We start from the raw sequence: 23,732 nt of genomic DNA on the forward strand, positions 1-23,732 counted from the left end.
CGCTACTAAACTTTGACCGAGCCTTTCTTGGAATGAATGGTGCCGATGATCATTACTTTTCTACACCAGATGCAGAAGAAGCAGCTATCAAGCGAAAAGTGATGGGAAGAGCCAAAGAAAGTTATGTTCTGATCGATGCATCCAAAATCGGTCAAAAGTCTTTTGCGAACGTCGCTTCCTTATCTAGTGCCCATATCATTACAAATCGAACGTCACATCCCATCTTACCATTAATGAAAGAAAAAACGGAGGTTATCACAGTTTGATATACACAGTGACCCTGAATCCCGCTATTGACTATATTGTCCGTCTCGACCATGTGGAGACCGGATCAGTCAATCGCATGGATTCGGAAGATAAATACGCCGGAGGAAAAGGGATTAATGTCAGTCGCATCCTCAAGCGTTTAGAAATTGAAAATACTGCGACTGGTTTTATCGGAGGATTTACAGGTCGTTTTATTAAAGACGTCCTAGAGTCCGAGTCGATTCAAACGAATTTTGTCACAGTTGACCAAGATACACGGATCAATGTCAAAATAAAAGCGGATCAAGAAACCGAAATCAATGGGAATGGTCCAGAAGTGACAGAAGGTCAGTTAGAACAATTGCTGAATATTCTGTCCAATTTGACTAGCCAAGATGTGGTTGTCTTTGCTGGATCGGCACCGTCTTCTTTAGGAAACGAAGTCTATAAGCACTTGATTGCCACCACACGATCTACAGGAGCTCAAGTCGTTTGTGACTTTGAAGGCCAAACTCTATTAGATTCTCTTGCCTTCCAACCCTTATTAGTCAAACCAAATAACCATGAATTGGGAGCTATATTTGATGTAGTGTTGACGGAATTAACAGATATTGAACGCTATGCTCAGCAATTATTGGAACAAGGGGCACAAAATGTTATTATCTCCATGGCTGGTGACGGAGCCTTGTTGGTTAGTGAGAACGGAACGTATTTTGCGAAACCAATCAAAGGGCAGGTAAAAAATTCTGTTGGGGCTGGGGACTCCATGGTGGCCGGATTTACTGGAAAACTTGCTACTACAGGCGACGTGATCGAAGCTTTTAAGTGGGGAGTGGCCTGTGGAACAGCGACAACCTTCTCAGATGACTTAGCTACGGCAGAATACATACATGAGATTTATGAAAAAGTTGAGGTAGAAAAACTATGAAAATTCAAGACGTTTTAAATAAAAACGTAATGTTGTTTGATCTTCAAGCAACAGATAAAGAGGGCGTGATCAATGAGATGGTCCAATCGCTCGTGGACAATGGTGTGGTGACAGATTTTGACACCTTCAAGGCTGGAATCATGAACCGTGAAGCACAAACTTCGACTGGTTTGGGTGACGGAATTGCCATGCCCCACAGCAAAAATGAAGCAGTCAAAGAAGCAACTGTTTTATTTGCTAAATCGAACACAGGTGTAGACTACGCATCGTTAGACGGGCAACCAACAGATTTGTTCTTCATGATTGCAGCTCCAGAAGGGGCAAACGACACGCACTTGGCAGCTCTTGCTGAACTATCGAAATACTTGATGAAACCAGGTTTTGCAGACAAACTTCGCCAAGTAAGCAATCCAGATGAAGTGATCGCAACTTTTGACGCAGAAGAGCAAGAAGCAGTCGCAGAAGAAGCGAAAAAAGCCGAAGCGGTTAAAGAAGCAGCTTCATCTGACAAACCGCTCATCGTTGCCGTTACAGCCTGTACAACAGGGATTGCCCACACTTACATGGCAGAAGAAGCCCTCATCAAAAAAGGGGAGGAAATGGGTGTCACTGTTCGTGTTGAAACAAACGGTGCATCTGGTGTCGGCAATCGCTTGACAGCTGAAGAAATCGCTAAAGCTGAAGGAGTCATCATTGCAGCGGATAAGGCAGTTGAAACCGCTCGTTTTGATGGGAAGAAGTTGATCTCAAAACCAGTCGCAGCTGGTATTCGTCAGACAGAAGAATTGATCCAAACCATCTTAGATGGCAAAGCAGATGTCTTCCACGCTGAAAATGCAGCAGAAGCAAGCGCAAGTCAAGAAAAATTGAGTTTGGTAGGAGCCTTATACAAACACCTGATGAGTGGTGTTTCTCAAATGCTTCCATTCGTTATCGCTGGTGGTATTTTGATTGCGATTGCCTTCTTAATTGACCAAGTGCTTGGTGTTCCGACGAATCAACTTTCTCAGTTAGGTTCTTACCACGAACTAGCGGCTCAGTTTAAATCAATTGGTGGTGCAGCCTTTGGCTTCATGCTTCCTGTCTTAGCAGGTTATATTGGTAACTCTATTGCTGAAAAACCAGGTTTGGTAGCTGGTTTTGTGGCAGGTGCCATCGCTTCAAGCGGAGCAGCCTTTGGGAATATTACCTATGGAGCTGCAACTACCGAAATTCCTGCTGCAATCTCTTCAGGATTTCTTGGAGCATTAGCAGGTGGTTTCTTAGCAGGTGGAATTGTTTTATTAGTTAAAAAATATGTTAAGGTTCCACGTTCACTAGAAGGTGCAAAATCAATCTTATTAATGCCTTTACTTGGAGTTGCATTGACTGGATTTGCAATGCTTGCGGTGAATATTCCAATGGCTGCTATTAATACAGGTCTTAACAATTTCCTTTCAAGTTTATCAGGTAGCTCAGCTATCCTTCTTGGACTTCTCGTCGGCGGTATGATGGCTGTGGATATGGGTGGACCAGTCAACAAAGCAGCTTATGTCTTTGCTACAGGTACACTTGCTGAATCTGTTACTTCAGGTGGCTCAGTAGTTATGGCAGCCGTTATGGCAGCTGGGATGGTTCCACCATTGGCGGTATTCGTGGCAACAGTCTTGTTCAAAGATAAGTTCACTCAAGAGGAACGTGATTCAGGTTTGACAAATATCATTATGGGACTTTCCTTTATCACCGAAGGTGCGATTCCGTTTGGAGCGGCTGACCCAGCGCGCGCGATTCCAAGCTTTATCGCTGGTTCTGCTGTGACGGGTGCATTGGTTGGTGCTTTTGGAATCAAACTCATGGCTCCTCATGGAGGAATCTTCGTCTTTGCACTTACAAGCAATTGGTTACTATACATTGTAACGATCTTAGTCGGAGCGGTTATAGCAGGTCTTCTGTTTGGTGCCCTTCGCAAATCAAAATAATGGATCCACTAACCCTAGGAAGCTCGAATAGCCGTCCTAGGGTTTTTGCATGCGCTAAGATTTATGGTATAATTAGAAGAATATGTTTTTAAGGAGAAGTTTATGAAACTCAATGCTGAAAAGGTGGTTGTAAATGCCTTTCACTTTGACGCACGAAGTGCAAAATACGAGAAAGAGAATGGCAAGCCACAAACAAAATTGAGGGTGAACTTTAAAGTATTGGAACAAGATCAAGAAGAGAATACCACACGGATTATTTCTTATCTTACTTATACGATTGTATTGAATTCCTTTGTCATTTCGGGAACAATCAGTCAAAAATCTACCATTTATGTGCAAACAGTAGATAGTCCTGAGGATCTAAAAGAGCAGGAACGTGCTCTTTTAGCAGAGCCTTTACTGGATTACTTGAAACGTTTAACTTATGAAGTGACAGAAATCGCTTTCGACCAACCTGGAATAAATTTGGAGTTCTAAGAATGAAATTAGCTGTTATCACAGATTCTTCAGCCGTATTATCCCCTGAAGTGTTGCAACACTCAGATTTATATATTTTGGATATTCCCGTCATCTTTGGCGATGAAACATTTGTAGAAGGAAAGAATATCACCACTCCAGAATTTTTTGAAAAGATGGCCGAGTTCTCCGATCTTCCCAAGACCAGCCAGCCCAGTCTTTTAGAATTAACAGAGATGCTGGAGGATTTAAAAGAAAAGGGGTATACCCATGTCATTGGACTCTTTTTGGCTGCGGGTATCTCAGGTTTTCATCAAAATATTCAATATTTAACACAAGAATTTGATGGATTGGAAATTGCTTTTCCAGATACTCGGATCACGTCCTCTCCAATGGGGATGATGGTGGAGAGGACTTTACGTTGGGCAGATGCTGGTACAGTATCCTACGAACAAATTTTAAATAATCTGCAAGAGGCAATTGAATATACCCAAGCTTACATTATGGTGGACGACTTGAATCACCTGGTCAAGGGGGGAAGATTGTCCAATGGTGCAGCGCTTCTTGGAAATTTATTAAAGATAAAACCGATCCTTTACTTTACCAAGAAGGGAACGATTGAAGTGTATGAAAAAGTTCGTACAGAGAAGAAGGCTGTTAAACGGCTAGCTGAAATCATGCAAGATATTACGACTCAGCATGACGGAAGAAACTATCAAATTGATGTCATTCATGCCAATGCTCCGGAAAAAGCTGAGGCCTTTAAAACCTTGTTAGCAGATTATGGGGTGACAGATGTTCGTATCGTGACATTTGGTTCTGTGATTGCGACGCATTTGGGTGAGGGCGCTATCGCCTTTGGGATTATTCCCGTGATTGACTAGGGTCTTTGAAAGGGAGGGTTCAAAATGACTATTAAGCTAATCGTGGCCGGATTTACAGGGAAGATGGGCTCTACTGTCCTAGAGATGGTGAAGAAGGATCCGGACCTTGAACTGGTTGCCTTGTTGTCTCCCTCTTGCCAAGATGCAGAAGTGGATGGTGTCCCGGTTTTTCAAAATAAAGAAGATTTAGTGGGATTCAAGGCAGATGTATGGGTGGATTTTACGATACCTGAAGTCGCTTATGAACACACTCGTTTTGCGATTGAACAGCAATTTGCACCTGTAGTAGGGACAACTGGCTTTACAGCGGATCAGGTGGAGCAGTTACGAAGACTCTCTTGTGAAAAACAAGTCGGAGGATTGATTGCTCCAAACTTTGCGATCGGGGCTATTCTTCTGATGAAATTTGCTGCAGAAGCTAGTAAATATTTCCCGGATTTAGAAATTATAGAACTTCATCATGACAACAAAAAGGATGCACCATCCGGAACAGCTTTGAAAACCGCGGAGCTCATCCAAGAGGTTCGTCCGTTCAAAACACAAGGTGCATCAGATGAAGTGGAAACACTGGAAGGAGCACGTGGAGCTGCCTATGAAGGATTCCGGATTCACAGTGTCCGTTTACCAGGACTGGTAGCTCATCAAGAAGTTCTCTTTGGTGCACCAGGAGAAGGGTTGACACTCCGGCATGACTCCTATGATCGTGTCTCCTTTATGGGAGGTGTCAATTTAGCAATTAAAGAAGTAGTCAAGCGTAATCAGCTTGTATATGGTTTGGAACATTTATTATGAGATTAACAACCCTGCCTTCTGAATTTCAGAAGGCTTTGCCGATTATTGAGAAAATTAAGCAAGCTGGATTTGAAGCTTATTTTGTTGGGGGATCTGTCCGTGATGCAATCCTAAATCGTCCTATTCATGATGTAGATATTGCGACATCTGCTTATCCCCAAGAGATCAAAATGATCTTCAAACGAACTGTCGATATTGGGATTGATCATGGGACCGTTTTAGTCCTTGAAAATGGAGGGGAGTACGAAGTCACGACTTTCCGAACAGAGGATATCTATGTGGATTATCGTAGACCTTCAAGTGTTTCCTTTGTTCGCTCTCTAGAGGAGGATCTGAAGCGACGTGATTTTACCGTCAATGCTTTTGCGTTAGATGGGGATGGGATTATCCTTGACCGATTTAATGGATTAGGGGACTTGGAGAAGAAGCAGTTAAAGGCTGTGGGAGTTCCCCAAGAAAGGTTGAATGAAGATGCCCTTCGAATTATGCGAGGATTCCGTTTTGCTGCCAGTTTGGACTTTGAAATCGATCCGGAAACCTTTGAAGCTATGATTCAAACGGTGCCTTTGCTGGAGAAAATTTCAATTGAGCGTATTTTTATCGAAATGGATAAGCTCCTGCTCGCTCCTTTTTGGAGAAAAGGTTTGGAAATTTTAGTAGCATCAGGCGCTCATCGGTATTTACCAGGTTTCCAGCAGTTCGATCAAATCCTTCCTGTGATAGAGGAGACCTTGTCTTCAGAGTTTCATTTTTCAAGCTCGAGTCAAGCTTGGTCTTTTCTCTTATACATCTTAAAAACGAATAACCCAAAGGAATTTTTGAAACAATGGAAAACGTCTAATGACTTCCAAAAGGAAGTGTTACGCTTGTTGGAGATTTATCAGTATCGTGAGCAAGAGGTCTACTATAATTGGGAGGTCTACCAGTATGGGCTAGAATCCATTTTGTCTGTTGAAACGATCAGAGCTGCACTAGGGTTAGAGACTCTAATATCGGAAGTTCGGCAAATACATGAAGGATTATTGATTCATTCAAAGCAAGAAATGGTGGTCAATGGCCGATGGTTGATGGAGGAATTTCAACTTAAGCCAGGTCCACAACTAGGTGTTTTGTTACAGTTGGTCGAACGGTCTATCGTTGAAGGAAGCTTAGATAATCAAAAGGAAGCCATTCGAGCCTTTGTTTTAGAAAGGATAGAACATGAGTGATTTTATAGTTGAAAAATTATCAAAGACCGTAGGGGATAAAACGGTGTTTTCAGATATTTCCTTTCTCATTCATCCAGGGGACAAAATAGGCTTAATTGGTGTCAATGGAACGGGAAAGACTACTTTGCTAGATGTCCTAGCAGGACGTCAAGGATATGATGGAGATCGGTTTCCCTTTATTCGAAAAAACCACTATAAAATAGCTTATTTAACACAAGATCCTGAGTTTGATGACGCTGCCAGTGTATTGGATACAGTCTTATCCTCAGACCTTGAGGAACTCCAATTAATTCGCCACTATGAATCATTACTAGGGGCATATGAGGAGAGCAAACAAGCTGAATTAGAGCGTGTGATGGCACAGATGGACGCAAGTAATGCTTGGGAAATCGAAAACCAAGTGAAAACCGTTCTGACCAAGCTAGGCCTCTTTCAGTTGCAGGAAAAAGTAGGGCAATTATCTGGTGGAATGCGTCGTAGGGTACAATTGGCACAATGCCTTCTTGGAAATGAAGATTTATTGTTACTAGATGAGCCAACCAACCATTTGGATATTGATACCATTGAGTGGCTGACGCAGTTTTTGAAAAGTTCCAAAAAGACCGTTTTGTTCATTACACACGATCGCTATTTCCTGGATGCCCTTGCTAGTCGGATGTTTGAGCTGGATCGATCCCAATTGACAGAATATCAAGGAAATTACCAAGATTATGTTCGCTTAAAAGCGGAAAAATCAGAACGAGATCAGGCACAACGTCATAAAAATGAACAACTCTACAAACAAGAACTACAATGGATGCGTCGACAACCACAAGCCCGTGCAACGAAACAACAAGCACGCATCGATCGTTTTCATCAGTTGAAGACCCAACTCCAAGACTCTTCAGACCTTTCATCCTTGGAGATGAACTTTGAAACGAGTCGTATCGGAAAGAAAGTAATTGAATTTAAGGATGTTTCGTTCTCGTATCCGAATCGACCAGTTTTCGATGGCTTTAGCCTTCTGATTCAAAATGCTGATCGAATCGGTATTGTAGGAGATAATGGGGTTGGAAAATCCACTCTCTTAAACCTGATCGCTGGGCTATTATCTCCTACAAATGGTCAAGTCGTCGTTGGTGAAACCGTTCGTATCGCATATTTTTCACAACAATTAAGGGGATTAGATGAAACTAAACGGGTCATTAACTACCTCCAAGAGGTTGCAGAAGAAGCGGAGACGGGCTCTGGAACGGTCTCTATCGCAGAACTTTTAGAGCGCTTCTTGTTTCCACGAAATACCCACGGAACTCTCATTCAAAAGCTTTCGGGAGGTGAAAAAAAACGACTTTTTCTTCTCAAGCTTCTATTAGAAAAACCCAATGTCCTCCTCTTGGATGAACCGACGAACGATCTGGATATTGCAACTTTGACAGTTTTAGAGGATTTTCTAAGAGAATTTCCAGGACCGGTTATCACGGTAAGCCATGATCGCTATTTTTTGGATAAAGTAGCCAGCAAAATCATTGTGATGGACCAGGGAAAGGTGAAAGTACATTTCGGAAATTATACCGATTATCTGGATGAACAGCGCTTCCAAACAGAACAAATGGCCTCCCTTTCACATTCGACAAAGAAAGAAAGCTCTAAACAGTCTATTCCAAAAGTAGAGGAGAAGAAGAAACGGATGAGCTATAGTGAAAAACAGGAGTGGTCCACTATAGAAGAAGATATTGAAACGCTAGAAGCTCAGCTAGAAAGATTGCAAGAAGAGATGCAGAGTCAAGGAAGTGACTTTGAAAAACTAGCCTTGCTGCAACAAGAGGTAGAGGCGCTGAACCTACGGATTCAGGAGAGGTATGAGCGCTATGAATACCTCAGTAATTTAGAAAGTTAGAGGATTAAGATGTCATTTATTCTGCTACTCATTGTTTCCGTTTTGTACTTAGGAGGAGTACTGGCTGCGATAGTCTATTCATGCTTTGTCAGTAAGAAAATGGGGCTGTTACGTGGAATACTTGGACTACTAGCCCTTGTCGTTTTTTCTATCACCCTCTATTTTTATCATCACAAATACAATAATATAGAAATGCTTGGCTTTATCGGAGCCTTTATGACGATTTCTACGATATTTCTGTTTAATAAAGTGGAAGAACAAGAGCAACTTCCCATCAAAATAGCCCTACATGGACTCACATTCTTTTTTCATTTGTTGTTTGTGATGATCATTTATTATTTGCGTTAAACTGTCTGCAAGGGGTTACAAATGAATCAATTCTTGTTATAATAAAGCTATTGAATAAATTGAGGTGACAAACGTGACGAAAAAAATTATTGGAATTGACCTTGGTGGAACATCTGTCAAATTTGCTGTTTTAACAAGTCAAGGTGAAATTCAAGAAAAATGGTCCATTAAAACCAACATCTTAGATGAGGGCAGTCATATTATTGATGATATTATTGCTTCTATTCAGCATTATATGAGCACCCGTGGTTTGACAAAAGATGATTTTCTTGGGATCGGAATGGGCTCACCAGGCGTGATTAACCGTGAAAAAGGAACGATCCAAGGGGCTTACAACTTGAATTGGCGAAAAGAACAAAAAGTCCGTGAAAAAATGGAAGATGCTCTTGGTTTACCTTTCTTTGTGGATAATGATGCCAACGTTGCAGCCTTAGGAGAGCAATGGGTTGGAGCTGGAGGAAATCAGCCGAATGTCGTGTTGGTTACTCTTGGAACTGGTGTTGGTGGAGGGATCATCGCATCCGGCAAGCTACTTGTTGGAGCTGGTGGTGCAGCTGGTGAACTAGGGCATATGCCAATTGATACCGAACAACCAATTCAGTGTACATGTGGTCGGAAAGGATGTCTGGAAACTGTTGCATCTGCGACAGGTATTGTCAATTTGACCCGTCGCTACGCAGACGAGTATGCGGGAGATGCCAAGTTAAAACGGATGATTGACAACGGAGAAGAGGTTACAGCTAAGATTGTCTTTGATTTGGCGAAAGAAGGAGATGACTTAGCCGTGATTGTCTATCGTCATTTTTCTCAATACTTAGGACGGGCCTGTGCGATCATCGCATCTGTCACCAATCCCACCTATATCGTCATCGGTGGAGGCGTTTCGGCTGCGGGAGATTTTCTATTAGAGGGAGTTCGTTCGGTTTATGAAGAGCATGTTTTCCCGCAAATCAAGGAGTCAACCAGCCTAAAATTAGCAGAGTTAGGAAACGATGCAGGGGTGATTGGAGCCGCTTCCTTGGTTCTTCAATAAGTTGTCGGCCATACACGTTTGGTGTATGGTTTTTTTTCTAGATAAGAAGAGAAGTCTTGTTTTCTAGCCGAGAAGGAGAGGCAAAATTGGAGATGAAATCCTGCGTCTCAAGTAAAGACACCCTCATCTGGATTCCATACTCATCTGATGTTACTTTCTTTAAAAAATGATATACTAGACACAATGGTTTAAAAGAGAGGTTTTTATGACAAAAGCAGATCAAATTTTCAAGGAACAAATCCAAAAAATCCTCGAAGAAGGAGTATGGTCGGAACAGGCTCGTCCAAAGTATAAGGATGGAACAGTCGCAAATTCTAAGTATATTACAGGCTCTTTCGCAGCGTACGACTTATCTAAAGGAGAATTCCCCATCACCACTCTCCGCCCGATTGCGATTAAATCCGCGATCAAGGAAGTTCTTTGGATTTACCAGGATCAGTCTAATAGTCTAGATCTTTTGGAAGGAAAGTACAATGTACACTATTGGAACGAGTGGGAAGTAGCGGGAGAAGTAGCCAATAATGGTGATTCACGCTCGATTGGACAGCGCTACGGAGCAGTCGTGAAGAAACATGACATGATCCAACGCATCCTGACGCAATTGGCCGAAAACCCCTGGAATCGTCGGAACGTTCTTTCATTATGGGATTATGAAGCGTTTGATCAGTCAGAAGGCCTCTTGCCCTGCGCTTTTCAGACCATGTTTGATGTCCGTCGGGTAGATGGCGAAATTTATTTGGATGCGACACTGACGCAGCGTTCCAATGATATGCTCGTTGCTCATCACATCAATGCCATGCAATATGTGGCTTTACAGATGATGATTGCCAAGCATTTTGGCTGGAAGGTCGGTAAGTTCTTCTACTTTATCAACAATCTACATATTTATGATAATCAATTTGAGCAAGCATCGGAGCTTCTTCGTCGAGAACCTTCAGCTTGTCAGCCCAAGTTGCTTTTAAACGTTCCAGATGGGACCAATTTTTTCGATATTCGAATTGATGACTTTGAGTTAGTGGATTATCAGCCAGTTAAACCGCAGTTGAAATTCGATCTTGCAATTTAAAGAAAATATGAAACCAGTCGGACTGTGCTGGTTTCTTTTTTACGAGAGGGATGCTAAAATCAGTCTTTTATAGGATTTTTTGCTACAATGGATATATCAATACGAAGGATAGCATTATGTCAAAAAAATCATTGCGATATGGGCTGAAGATGAAAATGGAATCATTGGTAAAAATCAAACTCTTCCGTGGAGTCTACCAGCTGATTTAGCCCATTTTAAACGAACAACAACAGGCCATGCGATGGTGATGGGACGGATTACCTTCGATGGAATGGGACAAAGAGCTCTTCCAAATAGAACGTCCATTATCTTAACACAGGATAAAAACTATCATGTTGAGAAAGAGAATGTTCTGGTCATGCATTCCGTTCAGGAAGTATTGGATTGGTACCAGCAGCAAGAACAACACCTCTTTGTGATCGGTGGAGGGCAAATCTTTACCCTTTTTGCTCCTTATTTGGATCAAATTATTCGTACGGATATCCATGCGGCCTTTGAAGGGGATGTGACGATACCAGATGTTTTTGATTGGGACAAGTATCAAGAAGTAGAGCAATCATTTTATCCTGTGGACGCGCAAAATTCAGTCAGCTTCACCGTCCGAGTTTTTGATAAGAAAGAGATGTAAGAATGCAAAAAAGTGTATTGGGACTTTTTACTGCTGTTTTGGCAGTGATTTGTTTTTTGTGTTCCCTGGAAGCATTTCGAAAAAGGCGTTGGGGCTTGGGAGTTCTATTTTTACTCAATGTCTTTACCAACCTTATAAACTCAATTCATGCTTTTTCAGGGACATTATTCTAAGAAGAGAAAGGAAAAAGAATGCCAGTATCAAATCAACCTGAACTGATCTATTGTTCATTTTGTGGCAAAAGCCAAGAGGAAGTCAAGAAGATTATTGCAGGGAACAATGTTTTTATCTGTAATGAGTGTGTGGAATTAGCTCAAGAGATTATCCGGGAAGAATTAGCAGAAGAAGTCTTGACAGATCTAGCGGATACCCCGAAACCACAAGAGCTATTGGATATTTTAAACCACTATGTGATCGGCCAGGATCGGGCGAAGCGGACACTAGCTGTGGCGGTCTACAATCATTATAAGCGATTAAATTTTCAGGAGAGTCGTGATGACGAAAATGATGTAGATTTACAAAAATCCAATATCCTAATGATCGGACCCACTGGATCCGGGAAGACCTTTCTGGCTCAGACTTTGGCGAAAAGTCTCAATGTTCCATTTGCAATTGCAGATGCAACAGCATTGACGGAGGCGGGATATGTTGGAGAAGATGTTGAAAATATCTTATTAAAACTTATCCAAGCAGCAGACTACAATATTGAACGGGCAGAACGTGGAATCATCTATGTGGATGAAATTGATAAAATTGCTAAAAAAGGTGAAAATGTTTCGATTACTCGTGATGTTTCCGGTGAAGGCGTTCAGCAAGCTCTTTTGAAAATCATTGAAGGAACGGTTGCTTCTGTCCCACCTCAAGGGGGACGCAAACATCCTCAACAGGAAATGATTCAAATTGATACCCGGAATATTTTGTTTATCGTCGGTGGGGCTTTTGATGGGATCGAAGAGATTGTCAAGCAGCGCCTAGGGGAGAAAATCATCGGATTTGGTCAAAATAATAAAGGAATTGATGCCTCCGCTTCCTATATGCAATCGATCATTGCAGAAGATATTCAAAAATTTGGTCTTATCCCTGAGTTTATTGGCCGGTTACCAGTTTTTGCAGCTTTGGAAAAACTAACAGTTCAAGATTTGGTGCGAATCCTGACAGAACCACGGAATGCTCTGGTGAAACAATACCAAGCTCTTTTAGCCTTTGATGGTGTGGAGTTAGAGTTTGACCCAGATGCCCTAGAGACTATTGCAGAAAAGGCGATTGAACATAAGACAGGTGCGCGTGGATTACGGTCGATTATCGAAGAGACGATGTTGGATGTCATGTTTGAAGTCCCAAGCAAGGAAGGTGTCAAAAAAGTCCGTATCACAAAAGAAGCAGTGGATGGTTTAGCAAAGCCATTATTGGAGACGGCTTAATCACAATGGCCTAGCAAAAAGGAAAGTCTGAACTTTCTGATTGGAAAGGAAATGAGATGGAAATCAATACCAACAATGCGGAGATCATTTTGAGTGCTGTTTCAAAAAGCCAGTACCCTCAGGATGACAGTCCCGAAATTGCTTTAGCGGGTCGTTCAAATGTAGGAAAGTCTTCGTTTATAAATACCTTACTGGGTCGAAAAAACCTGGCCCGGACTTCTAGTAAGCCAGGGAAAACGCAACAATTAAATTTTTACAATATTGACTCTCAACTCCGCTTTGTGGATGTTCCTGGATATGGGTACGCAAAGGTGTCTAAAAAGGAACGAGCGAAATGGGGGGCTATGATTGAAGAATACTTGACGGTTCGCGAAAACTTAAGAGCAGTTGTCGGTTTGGTTGATTTTCGTCACGATCCCACAGCCGATGATATTCAGATGTATCAGTTTTTAAAATATTATGAGATTCCGGTCATTCTAGTAGCAACAAAGTCAGATAAAGTCCCTCGTGGGCAATGGAACAAGCACCAAGCAGCTATTCAAAAGAAATTAGACTTTGACTCCTCTGATCAATTTATTATTTTTTCTTCTGAGAAAAAAACTGGATTTGAAGAAGCTTGGGATGCTATTTTGTCATATATTTAAGCAAGAGAGGGGGACAGAAACCGGTCATTCGTTAGAATTCGATTTCGTCGTCCCACCTCTGCACAGTTGAGTAGGGCTGTAAAAGCGGATGTAATCAGCCTAGTAGAGCCCACTCAACCACTGCGTCTTGCTCGACGATCCAAAAACAATGGAGAGGCTAGGACTTTTGTCCCAGCCTCTTTTTGATTGAAATTTAGCTGCTTTCCAGGAAAGGTTCGGTCCATTTTGGGAAACGGTACCATTCCTTTTAGAATAGGGTTTTTAATAACTTTTTATTTAAAAATATCTTGTCTAGATGGAAGTGGTTGTGATATAATGAACCTGAACTTAAACTAGGAGAGATTTTCAAATGCCACAATCCCAATTTCTTGAGAAAATCGAAATCAGTTGCCACAAAAAGGAAGCTTTGTTTGATCGCAGTAAAGTCAAATATGCGATACGGTCGATGTATGCTGGAGCTTTTTTAACTTTAAGTACCGGTGCAGGTGCCATTGCAGCAGATTTGGTGAATCAGTTTGTCCCAGGGAGCGGTCGTTTACTTTTCCCATTTATCTTTGCGTGGGGATTAGTGTATATTCTTTTTTTGAATGCAGAGTTGACCACTTCCAATATGATGTATCTAACGGCAGGAACTTTTCTGAAAAAGATTCGTTGGACAAAAGCTCTTGGCATTCTACTGTACTGTACTATTTTTAATTTAATAGGAGCAGGCCTTATTGGTTTTTTATTTAATCAGACCAGCGCATTTGCGACTCTTTCTGCCGATGGATTTCTTGGAGGTGTTGTGCAGAATAAGTTGGCTCGGGGGGATCAACTCATCTTTTTTGAGGCCATCCTTGCAAATATTTTTGTCAATATTGCTATCCTTTCTTTCTTGTTTATAAAGGATTCTACAGCCAAAACGTTGGTGGTTCTTTCAGCCATTTACATGTTTGTGTTCTTAACCAATGAGCACTTGGCCGCAAACTTTGCCTCATTTTCGATCGTAGCATTTAATAAAATAGCAGCTGAACTGGCTGATTTTAATAGCCTAAATATTTTACGACATTTTGCGATAACCTTTATTGGAAACTGTGTCGGAGGGGGACTTTTAATAGGGCTGGTCTATGCTTATCTAAATCGTGATGAGCAGGATTATGTTGATTAAAAAATTAAAAAAAGCAAGGAAAGTCTTGCTTTCTTTTTTTATTGTGTTATAATAAATAAGGTTTGAAAAAACTGACCTAAGACAGTAGGGGAGCTGGACTCGTAAACATCCTACCGAGGACAAAAACCATATCATTATGCGTATTTTGTACTTTCGTGTCTAGGTTTGGCGCGTTTTTTTATTAAAACAAGCTCAAACCCAAAATAAAAACGGAGGTAAAACTAAATGTCAGAAGCTATTATTGCTAAAAAAGCGGAACTCGTAGAAGCAGTTGCAGAGCAAATGAAAGCAGCGACTTCTATCGTTGTTGTTGACGCACGTGGTTTGACCGTTGAACAAGATACTGTTCTTCGTCGCAATCTTCGTGGAGAAGGCGTTGAGTATAAAGTTATCAAAAACTCTATCTTGCGCCGTGCTGCTGAAAAAGCTGGTCTTGAAGGTCTTACTGAATTATTCGTAGGTCCATCTGCTGTTGCATTCTCAGAGGATGCGGTTGCTCCAGCTAAAACTATTTACGATTTTGCAAAAACAGCTGATGCGCTTGAAATCAAAGGTGGCGCTGTTGAAGGTAAAGTTTCTTCTAAAGAAGAAATCGAAGCCCTTGCTACATTGCCAAACCGCGAAGGTATGCTTTCTATGCTCCTTTCTGTACTTCAAGCACCAGTTCGCAACGTTGCATATGCTGTCAAAGCAGTTGCAGAAAAAGAAGAAGACGCAGCTTAATCAAATGGCGTCAGCCCGTAGCAGCTTAAGGCTACAAGCATTATTTTAAAACTTATTTGGAGGAAATCACAATGGCATTGAACATTGAAAACATTATTGCTGAAATTAAAGAAGCTACAATCCTTGAACTTAACGATCTTGTTAAGGCTATCGAAGAAGAGTTTGGCGTAACTGCCGCTGCTCCAGTTGCAGTTGCTGCTGCTGGTGGTGCTGCTGAAGAAGCAAAAGACTCATTTGACGTTGAATTGACATCTGCTGGTGACAAAAAAGTTGGCGTTATCAAAGCAGTTCGCGAAATCACTGGTCTTGGTCTTAAAGAAGCGAAAGAACTTGTTGATGGTGCACCAGCTGTTGTTAAAGAAGGTGTTGCTACAGCAGAAGCTGAAGAAATCAAAGCTAAATTGGAAGAAGCAGGAGCTTCAGTTACTCTTAAATAATAGAGTAACTACATTGGTAGCTTAGAAATATGAGAAACCGCTATCCTTAGGGATAGCGGTTTTTTATTATTTTTGCACTTGGTCCAAAAGGAGTAAAATAATCTCTTCTGATTTTAGCATCCTCAGAATTTCTTATTGCTATTCTTTGCCTCTATGGTTTGTGATTCTTGAGGCTTATATTTTTGTTTCATAACTCATTTCAAAATCCGGTAAGTTTGCTTTTAAGTATTGATTTATGAACGAAATCAATTGAATCAGCATTCATCAAGAGTTTCTCTTTTTAAGAAGTTGTATTTTCAGTTTTAAGCTCTTGGTGAAGCTAATCGCTCTCATAATAACAAAAAAACCGATGAAAATCACCGGGGATAAGAATGCTGAAGATGAGACTATCGTCTCACGATACGTTTGAAAAGTTGTCCTGGTAGTTGCTGCGTGAGACTAATAGCGATAGCAATCGTAAAGGAGGTAAGAAAGCAGATTCTAAGGAAATGCATACCTAGTTCTGTATTGCCAATAATGAAAAAATAAGTACTTCTATAAAAGCTCATACCTGGAATCAAGGGAAACATACTGGTAGCCAAAAAAATGGTTGCTGGGCATTTGCGCCACTGGGCTAAAATGCGAGAAGAAATTGCCACGAGCAAGGCTGGAACTAGTATTGAAAGAACGTCAAGTTGACTTGAATTCCAGATAAGAAGGTAGACGAGCCAAGATACCGCTCCAAGGATTCCTAAGTCCGCAAAATATTTTCTAGGGACTTGATACAGAACGGAAAATGCGACTGTTCCTAGGCCAGCCATCACTGTTTGGGACAAAACAGTCTGCCAAGAGGTAGACGGAGTCGAAAACATCCCAGATAGTTGGTCGGCAAAAGGGAGTAAAGCCAGGGTAGCAACGACCCCAACGGAGATAGAGATGCAAGAAGTTAGTCCTGATAACATTAGGGCGGATCCACTGTAGTAATTGTTTTGGGTCAATTCTCGAATAGAGTTGACAAAATAAGCTCCAGGGATCAGGACCATCAAGGTTCCTAAGATGATATCGTTTCGGTTTGTGCCTATTCCTATTAAATAAAGAAGGTTAGCAGCTAAGGCAACAATGGCGCTAGCAAAAATAATCTGTAAAAAACTTGTTCGAATCCAACGATTCAGCAGCTGCATGCCTAGTCCGACACATAAACCCGAAAGGGCTGCCGCAAGACCATCAATCCAATTGCTCCCAAGGGCGATTGAAAAGCCACCCGCACCAAGAAAATAGGCAAAAATCTCTTCATAGGGACGGTAGAAGGATTTGGTCTCAATCTCTTTCAAGCGTGAAAAGACAAGTGGAAGTGGCGATGCAGGAGAAGAGACCAGATCACGAGATAATCGGTTAACCTCCTCTAATTTTCCTAAGTTAATAGAAGGAGCCTGTGTCGCTAAAATACGCGATTCTTTTTCTCCAGATGGATTCACGCCGGAGATGAGAACACCGCGGTTTACGACATAGCAGGAGAATTTCCGAACTCCTAGGGAGTTAGCCATATGGGTCATGGTTTCTTCTATCCGATAAATTTCAGCGCCACTTTCCATGAGGATACTTCCTGCTTGCAAAATGGCGTCCATAGCACTGTTGTAATCGGATTCTGGTGAAAACTTTTCAGACATGTTCTCGACTTTCTAAAATATATTCTTCTTTTATTATAAGGGGTGAATCCGACTTTTGCAATCGGAATCTCACTTTCAAAAGTTTCTTGCCAAAAATCAGTGAAAAGAATATAATTAGTTTATAAACTAATTGTTGTGAGGTAATGTTATGTTTTCAGGAGATAGACTTTTGAAGCGTCGAAAAGAATTAGGCCTGTCTCAAGCTCAATTGTCTGATTCCTTAGGAATTAGCCGCCCTTCTTATTTCAATTGGGAAAAGGGAAAAACGCAGCCAAATCAAAAAAATTTATCGTTACTAGCAGATTTGTTACAAGTAGACCCGACTTATTTCGAAGAAGGTGCAGAAATATTGCAGCTCTATCAGCAGCTCACCCCTTCGAACCAAGATCGAGTCCTCACTTACTCAAAAGGAGTGCTACAGGAGCAAGAAAATGGCCCTACTAGGCTGGAAAGACCACGATTTAGCTATCGGGTGTTTGAAAAATTATCGGCTGGAACTGGTTTTTCTTATTTTGATGACGGGAATTTTGATACTGTTTTTCATGATGAGCAGATGGATCATGATTTTGCCTCTTGGATATTTGGAGATTCTATGAATCCAGTTTATTTGAATGGTGAAGTAGCCTTGATTAAACAGACGGGATTTGATTACGATGGTGGGATTTACGCTGTAGATTGGGATGGACAAACTTATATCAAAAAAGTGTTCCGTGAAAAAGATGGTTTACGGCTAGTTTCCCTCAATCATCAGTATTCAGATAAATTTGCACCGTATGATGAAAATCCACGGATTATTGGGCTGATTGTAGGACACTTTATGCCAACGGAGTATTGAGATGGGCTATATTGATTACTCAAAAGAACCAACTAGTGACATTGCCTTTGTTGATATGAAATCTTTTTATGCCAGTGTAGAGTGTGTGGAGAGAGGATTGGATCCATTGACCACTTCTTTATGTGTGATGAGTGGAGCGAATCATTCTGCAGGCTTAATTCTAGCTTCCTCTCCGACATTTAAGAAGGTCTTTGGAAAATCAAATGTTGGTCGGAAATACGAGCTTCCGTTTGATATAGAGACCCGCCGTTTTTCATTTGAAAATGCCAAACGGCAAGGGTTGGTGATTAGTAAAGAGTATGTGGCGCATGTCGAGAAGTGGGCTCAACAGACGTATATCGTTCCCCCAAGAATGGACTTATACATCCAAAAGAATCTCGCGATTCAAAAAGTTTTTCAAAACTATACTAGTCCTCAAGAAATCTTTCCTTATTCGATTGATGAAGGGTTTTTAGATTTAACAGGGTCGTTGAACTATTTTTATCCAGGTGATGGCAGTAGCCGGAAACAAAAATTGGATTGGGTGAGCCGAGATATCCAGCGCGCTATTTTTCACCAGCTTGGTCTATATGCAACGGTTGGTATGAGCAATAGCAATCCTCTGTTGGCAAAATTGGCACTGGACTTAGAAGCGAAGAGAAACCAAAATATGCGGGCGAACTGGTCTTATAACGATGTAGAAAGCAAAGTATGGGCGATTAAAAATCTAACTGATTTTTTGGGGAATAGGAAGACGAACTGCCAGTCGTTTAGAAAGGATAGGGATTCGCTCTATTCGCCAATTAGCCAATGCGAATCCAGACCATTTAAAAAAAGAGTTTGGTGTTATTGGAGTTCAGTTATGGTTTCATGCAAACGGAGTGGATGAAAGTTCCGTTCATTCTACATATCATCCAAAATCACAAGGGATTGGGAATTCTCAAATTTTACCAAGGGATTATATCAATCAGCGTGAAATTGAAATTGTCCTAGCAGAAATGGCCGAGCAGGTAGCTGTGCGACTGAGGAAACGAAAGAAAAAGGCAAGAGGAGTGGGGCTGTATATTCGATTTTCACGCTCTGAACAAGCTCATCATTTGCACCGACATCAGAAGATAGAAGCAACGAATCAGACCAAAACACTCATCAAGACCATTTTAACTTTATTTCGAAACTCCTACCAAGGACAAGCAGTACGTCAAATTGCCATACAATATGATTCTCTAGTAGAAGATGCTATTCAGGAGTTCACTCTTTTTGATGACGTCGACCAACTTCAAAAGGAAGAACAAATTCAACAAAGCATTGACCGAATCCGAGAGAAGTTTGGTTTTTTAAGTGTGCAAAAAGCTACTATTTTAACGAATGGTTCTAGGACTATTGCGCGAAGTAAACTTGTAGGAGGTCATTCCGTAGGAGGGTTAGATGGTTTATCCTAAGAAAACAGTCGATCGGACTTATCTTCCGTTTGACTCAGCACGATATTTTCAGGATCGCGGGATGGCGAAGTGGATGGGCTTTTTTTTATCGGAGCATACGACTGCTCTGAGCAAGGAGGAGAAGCGGGTGGAGTTGACGTACAAGCTATCTCCAGAAGAAGTGCAGCTTTTTGGTAGCCAAATCTACGCTCAACAGATTGAAGCAGTGTTTACGTACCTAGATGAAGAGGTCGTAAAAACAATTACAGGGAAAATTGCTTCTTTTCAATCGAATACTTTTTTGATTCAAACAGTGGAAGGGTATGTACAGATTGCATTCGACCAACTGGTGACCATTCATGCGCAAAAAAGAAGCCAGGAAGACCTGACTTCTTAGAGAAACGTTACTTCGCTTGCAATTTTGCAAGTAGGCTGCTACCGGTATCTGAACTAGATACTGTTATGCGCTTTAAGGACAGTAAACCATCTTCCGGACGAGCCATCCCTTCTTCGGTCGTTAAACCAAGTTTATAACCTGCTTGACTAGCGAGTTCTTTTGTTGTATCTGTATATCCACCAAGAGGATAAGCAATCACCGTTGGAGCTTTTCCAAATAGACTGCTGATGTAGGTAGATGAATCTTTCAATTCCTGTTGTTGCGTTGCCTCATCTACCTGAGCAAGATTGCTGTAGTAGACCGTTTGACTTTGGAAAGAAATGATTGATTGCATATTCGTCAAATCCTTGGCATTAAGATAGCCAGCTTGTTGATTTTCGATGTAGTAGGTAGGAAGCATGCTTGTTGCGACCATTTGGTATTTCTGCAGAAGAGGATACACTGTTTGTTGAATATCAGATAATCCCCCGTCAAATGTTAACCAGACGACCTTTTGGTCTTTTGGTAGACTATTTTCTGATAAAGCTTTATAGGCCTCTTCGGGAGTAAGCGTGTAGTATCCTTCTTTTTGCAAGCTCTGGAGTTGCTCCTCAAAAGCTGTAGGTGTTACCACTTGATCGGCAGCAACATCTTCTCCCTCGCTAGGGATATGCACTCCGTGGTAGGTTAAAATAGGGAGTTGGATAGGTGTACTTTGCTTTTCCCAAATGAGCTCTTGATTATTTTGCTGACTAGACGAGCTACTTATCTCAGTTGAAGAATTCGAAACCTCTGTCTGTCTGGTTGATGAAGTAGGGCGGATGATTTGATGGAGTCCTATAATCAAGAATACTAAAACGAGTAGACTAGTAAATACAGGTAAATAAGGAAAACTAGACGGGCGACGTCGTCTTCCTCTTTTTTTGCTTCGGCAGTCCTTTTGGCTTTCATAGTTTACTCCTTATCGTTGTATTTCCTTCCTTTCCATTATATCAAACCAAGCGCTTGCCTTCTACCCATCTTTTAAAATAATTTTTTTGCAAGGTCAACTGAATTTTTGTTATAATAGCACCAATAGAATTATTTTCAAGGAGTCGATATGGTAGTTAAAATCGGATTGATGGGTTTTGGGACAGTAGCGAGTGGTCTCCCTTTTTTACTTCAGGAAAATGGAGAAAAAATTTCACAACTTGCACAGAATGAAATTGAAATTTCAAAAGTACTAGTTCGAGATGAGGACGAAGCTGAACGCTTGCTTTCTGCAGGACATGCATTTCATTTTGTAACGAACGTTCAGGAAATCTTGGAGGATCCAGAGATTCAAATTGTGGTGGAATTGATGGGACGGATCGAACCAGCAAGAACATATATTGAAAATGCTTTAAAGACTGGCAAACATGTTGTAACAGCAAACAAAGACTTATTGGCCGTGCATGGGGCTAGTTTATGTGCTTTAGCAGAGGAAAAAGGCCTAGGCCTTTATTATGAAGCTGCAGTTGCTGGTGGAATTCCAGTTTTAAGAACCCTTTCCCAGTCACTGGCTTCAGACAAAGTCACACGGATTTTGGGGGTGTTAAATGGGACGTCCAACTTCATGCTCACCAAAATGGTAGATGAAGGGTGGGACTATGATGTTGCGCTTGAAACAGCTCAAAAATTGGGTTATGCAGAATCAGATCCAACCAATGATGTAGAAGGAATCGATGCCGCTTATAAGGTCGTCATTCTGAGTCAATTTGGTTTTGGTCAGACGCTAGATTTTGAACAAGTCCACCATGCAGGGATTTCCACCATTACACCTTTAGATGTCAAGGTCGCCAATGACTTGGGCTATGTCATTAAGTTAGTTGGGGATATCCAAGAAACTCCATCAGGTATTACAGCGGAGGTATCGCCGGCTTTTGTACCCATCTCCCATCCATTAGCCAGTGTCAATGGAGTCATGAATGCAGTTTTTGTTGAATCTATCGGGATTGGTCAATCCATGTATTATGGTCCAGGAGCCGGAAAAGAACCTACTGCAACCAGTGTAATGGCAGATATTGTAAAGTTAGTTCGCAATCTAACAGATGGAGTAGCAATCCAACCATTTGTGGAATATAAACGCGAGACGGTCTTATCGGATGAGTCAGATATCATCAGTGAATACTATATCTCCCTAGAAACAGCAGATGAAAGCGGAAAAATGCTTCGCTTGGCAGAGATTTTTAATACTGAGTCCGTTTCCTTTAAGCAGATCATTCAAGAATCTCTTGATGAACAGACCGCTCGATTAGTTCTGATCACGCATCAAATGAATAAAAACAATTTAGACGCTTGCTGGATACATTAAAAGAGTCTAGTGATTTCAAACTTCATAATGTCTTTAAGGTCCTAGGAGAGTAGCATGATTATCAGAGTACCAGCTACTTCAGCTAACATCGGACCTGGATTTGACTCTGTGGGAGTAGCCCTTTCTAGTTATTTAACGATTGAAATTTTGGAAAAACGCGAATCTTGGTTTGTAGAACATAGCTTGGATTTTGTACCAGATGATGAGTCAAATCTCCTGATAAAGTCTGCCTTAAAAGTGACGAATCAGCTCCAACCTTATCATATTAGAATGACGAGTGATATCCCCTTAGCTCGGGGGTTGGGTTCATCGAGTTCCGTTATTGTCGCTGGAATCGAACTAGCGAACCAAATTGCTAGCCTAGGTCTCACACCGCATCAAAAGTTAGAAATTGCTACGAAAATCGAGGGACATCCGGATAATGTAGCACCAGCTATTTTTGGGAATTTGGTCATTTCTAGCTATGTGCAAAAAAACGTCGAAGCGGTTGTAGCGCCTTTTCCAGACTGTGCCTTTCTGGCCTTTATACCAACTTATCAATTAAGAACAAGTGATAGCAGAAACGTCCTTCCAACTCAGTTTTCTTATAAAAACTCTGTTGCAGCGAGCTCTGTAGCGAATGTTGCAATCGCGAGCTTGTTAACAGGGGATTTGGTGACAGCAGGCCGTGCGATAGAAGGCGATCTTTTTCACGAACAGTTTCGTCAAAAACTTGTGAAGGAATTTCATACCATTAAACAGATTTCGCGTGAAAATGGAGCCTATGCAACGTATCTGTCAGGGGCTGGTCCGACGGTCATGACCCTTCTTCCTTGGAACTCTCTTGAGAAAATGAAGCATGCCCTTGAAGAGGAAGGATTAGAGGGTGAAATACGTCAGCTGACGGTGGACACAACTGGAATTTTGGTTCAAGGAAGTTTGTAAGTACGAAATGTTCCAAATTTATATGGAAGCAATTTTTCGTTATCAAACGGACGTTCCTCAGGAAGATCATTTCTAAGATATCGTTTCAAACGAGTAGTGGTGGATGACGATCGCCATCTATAAAAAATAAGAGGCTGGGACAAAAGTCCTAGCCTCTTAATTGTTTTTGGATTGTCGCGCAAGACGCAGTGGTTGAGTGGGCTCTACTAGGCTGATTTCATCCGCTTTTACAGCCCTACTCAACTGTGAGGAGGTGGGACGACGAAATCGAATTCTAAGGAATGACCGATTTCTGTCCCACTCTCTTATTTTGTCGTTTTTTAGCCTAAATTTTGGTATAATAGACTGTATTTAATATGAAATGAGATGGAAATGAAAGAACGAATCTTACAGTATTTAAATGGGATCGATATTCGTTTTGACGAAC

The 23,732-nt window shown here is 41.4% G+C and carries 21 protein-coding genes, 3 pseudogenes and 1 other annotated feature; of the genes and pseudogenes, 22 read left to right on the forward strand and 2 right to left on the reverse strand.

All coding sequences use genetic code 11. The features are described from left to right. The 17 genes and pseudogenes from STRDD13_RS01780 to rplL form a co-directional block, all read left to right on the forward strand. Positions 1-266: pseudogene (locus tag STRDD13_RS01780) on the forward strand (DeoR family transcriptional regulator); the annotation flags it as partial. Then, positions 263-1,174: a 1-phosphofructokinase gene (gene pfkB / locus STRDD13_RS01785; protein ID WP_067101086.1), complete on the forward strand. Its 912-nt coding sequence runs from the start codon at positions 263-265 to the stop codon at positions 1,172-1,174. The pseudogene STRDD13_RS01780 and the gene pfkB, both read left to right, overlap by 4 nt. Continuing rightward, a complete protein-coding gene (locus STRDD13_RS01790; RefSeq protein WP_067101089.1) occupies positions 1,171-3,132 on the forward strand; it encodes a PTS fructose transporter subunit IIABC in 1,962 nt (653 codons plus the stop codon). The genes pfkB and STRDD13_RS01790 overlap by 4 nt, the downstream gene beginning before the upstream one ends. A gap of 102 nt (positions 3,133-3,234) precedes the next feature. Next, positions 3,235-3,609, forward strand: a complete 375-nt coding sequence (locus tag STRDD13_RS01795; protein WP_067101092.1) for a DUF1149 family protein — start codon at positions 3,235-3,237, stop codon at positions 3,607-3,609. Positions 3,610-3,611: 2 nt separating this feature from the next. After that, positions 3,612-4,472, forward strand: a complete 861-nt coding sequence (locus STRDD13_RS01800) for a DegV family protein (RefSeq protein WP_067101095.1) — start codon at positions 3,612-3,614, stop codon at positions 4,470-4,472. 24 nt (positions 4,473-4,496) lie between these two features. Further along, positions 4,497-5,264 carry a 4-hydroxy-tetrahydrodipicolinate reductase gene (gene dapB / locus STRDD13_RS01805; RefSeq protein WP_067101098.1) on the forward strand — a complete coding sequence of 256 codons (768 nt, stop codon included), beginning with the start codon at positions 4,497-4,499 and terminating at the stop codon, positions 5,262-5,264. Next, a complete protein-coding gene (locus STRDD13_RS01810) occupies positions 5,261-6,472 on the forward strand; it encodes a CCA tRNA nucleotidyltransferase (protein ID WP_067101102.1) in 1,212 nt (403 codons plus the stop codon). The genes dapB and STRDD13_RS01810 overlap by 4 nt, the downstream gene beginning before the upstream one ends. After that, positions 6,465-8,348: an ABC-F family ATP-binding cassette domain-containing protein gene (locus STRDD13_RS01815; protein WP_067101105.1), complete on the forward strand. Its 1,884-nt coding sequence runs from the start codon at positions 6,465-6,467 to the stop codon at positions 8,346-8,348. Before STRDD13_RS01810 ends, STRDD13_RS01815 begins: the two co-directional genes overlap by 8 nt. A 9-nt stretch (positions 8,349-8,357) precedes the next feature. Next, positions 8,358-8,696 carry a hypothetical protein gene (locus STRDD13_RS01820; protein WP_067101108.1) on the forward strand — a complete coding sequence of 113 codons (339 nt, stop codon included), beginning with the start codon at positions 8,358-8,360 and terminating at the stop codon, positions 8,694-8,696. A 73-nt stretch (positions 8,697-8,769) separates the two neighbouring features. After that, on the forward strand, positions 8,770-9,729 hold the full coding sequence (locus STRDD13_RS01825) for an ROK family glucokinase (RefSeq protein ID WP_067101111.1): 960 nt from the start codon (positions 8,770-8,772) through the stop codon (positions 9,727-9,729). Positions 9,730-9,934: 205 nt separating this feature from the next. Beyond that, positions 9,935-10,795, forward strand: a complete 861-nt coding sequence (locus STRDD13_RS01830) for a thymidylate synthase (RefSeq protein ID WP_067101114.1) — start codon at positions 9,935-9,937, stop codon at positions 10,793-10,795. A 127-nt stretch (positions 10,796-10,922) separates the two neighbouring features. Further along, complete coding sequence (locus STRDD13_RS01835; protein ID WP_067101117.1) at positions 10,923-11,423, forward strand: dihydrofolate reductase; 501 nt, start codon at positions 10,923-10,925, stop codon at positions 11,421-11,423. Positions 11,424-11,614: 191 nt separating this feature from the next. Next, positions 11,615-12,844, forward strand: a complete 1,230-nt coding sequence (clpX, locus tag STRDD13_RS01840) for an ATP-dependent Clp protease ATP-binding subunit ClpX (protein ID WP_067101120.1) — start codon at positions 11,615-11,617, stop codon at positions 12,842-12,844. A 56-nt stretch (positions 12,845-12,900) separates the two neighbouring features. Beyond that, positions 12,901-13,488 (forward strand): ribosome biogenesis GTP-binding protein YihA/YsxC, encoded by a 588-nt coding sequence (gene yihA, locus STRDD13_RS01845; protein ID WP_067101123.1) that lies wholly within the window; start codon positions 12,901-12,903, stop codon positions 13,486-13,488. A gap of 349 nt (positions 13,489-13,837) precedes the next feature. After that, positions 13,838-14,635, forward strand: coding sequence for a formate/nitrite transporter family protein (locus tag STRDD13_RS01850; RefSeq protein WP_067101126.1), 798 nt, complete (start codon positions 13,838-13,840; stop codon positions 14,633-14,635). Positions 14,636-14,692: 57 nt separating this feature from the next. After that, positions 14,693-14,824, forward strand: a sequence feature (ribosomal protein L10 leader region). Between the two features lie 36 nt (positions 14,825-14,860). Further along, positions 14,861-15,358 carry a 50S ribosomal protein L10 gene (gene rplJ / locus STRDD13_RS01855; protein ID WP_067101129.1) on the forward strand — a complete coding sequence of 166 codons (498 nt, stop codon included), beginning with the start codon at positions 14,861-14,863 and terminating at the stop codon, positions 15,356-15,358. Positions 15,359-15,429: 71 nt separating this feature from the next. Further along, the gene (gene rplL / locus STRDD13_RS01860) at positions 15,430-15,795 is read left to right on the forward strand and encodes a 50S ribosomal protein L7/L12 (RefSeq protein ID WP_067101132.1); all 366 of its coding nucleotides are present in this window, start codon (positions 15,430-15,432) and stop codon (positions 15,793-15,795) included. Positions 15,796-16,181: 386 nt separating this feature from the next. On the opposite strand, the gene STRDD13_RS01865 is transcribed toward rplL, so the two are convergent. Next, positions 16,182-17,441 carry a threonine/serine exporter family protein gene (locus STRDD13_RS01865; RefSeq protein WP_067101135.1) on the reverse strand — a complete coding sequence of 420 codons (1,260 nt, stop codon included), beginning with the start codon at positions 17,439-17,441 and terminating at the stop codon, positions 16,182-16,184. A gap of 148 nt (positions 17,442-17,589) precedes the next feature. Between STRDD13_RS01865 and STRDD13_RS01870 the strand changes: the two genes are divergently transcribed. From STRDD13_RS01870 to STRDD13_RS01880, 3 genes and pseudogenes are all read left to right on the forward strand, one after another. Next, positions 17,590-18,276: a S24 family peptidase gene (locus tag STRDD13_RS01870; RefSeq protein WP_067101138.1), complete on the forward strand. Its 687-nt coding sequence runs from the start codon at positions 17,590-17,592 to the stop codon at positions 18,274-18,276. Between the two features lies 1 nt (position 18,277). Further along, positions 18,278-19,694, forward strand: a pseudogene (locus STRDD13_RS01875) (Y-family DNA polymerase). Then, a complete protein-coding gene (locus STRDD13_RS01880; protein ID WP_067101141.1) occupies positions 19,681-20,070 on the forward strand; it encodes a hypothetical protein in 390 nt (129 codons plus the stop codon). The pseudogene STRDD13_RS01875 and the gene STRDD13_RS01880 overlap by 14 nt, the downstream one beginning before the upstream one ends. A 7-nt stretch (positions 20,071-20,077) precedes the next feature. On the opposite strand, the gene STRDD13_RS01885 is transcribed toward STRDD13_RS01880, so the two are convergent. Beyond that, positions 20,078-20,896 carry a polysaccharide deacetylase family protein gene (locus STRDD13_RS01885; protein ID WP_082781157.1) on the reverse strand — a complete coding sequence of 273 codons (819 nt, stop codon included), beginning with the start codon at positions 20,894-20,896 and terminating at the stop codon, positions 20,078-20,080. A gap of 252 nt (positions 20,897-21,148) precedes the next feature. On the opposite strand from STRDD13_RS01885, the pseudogene STRDD13_RS01890 reads away from it, so the two are divergent. Next, positions 21,149-22,434 (forward strand): annotated as a pseudogene (locus STRDD13_RS01890) (homoserine dehydrogenase). Between the two features lies 1 nt (position 22,435). Beyond that, positions 22,436-23,305, forward strand: coding sequence for a homoserine kinase (thrB, locus tag STRDD13_RS01895; protein WP_067101147.1), 870 nt, complete (start codon positions 22,436-22,438; stop codon positions 23,303-23,305). The last annotated feature ends 427 nt before the right edge of the window (positions 23,306-23,732 follow it).

The organism is Streptococcus sp. DD13 (assembly GCF_001578875.1).
Lineage (GTDB): Bacteria > Bacillota > Bacilli > Lactobacillales > Streptococcaceae > Streptococcus.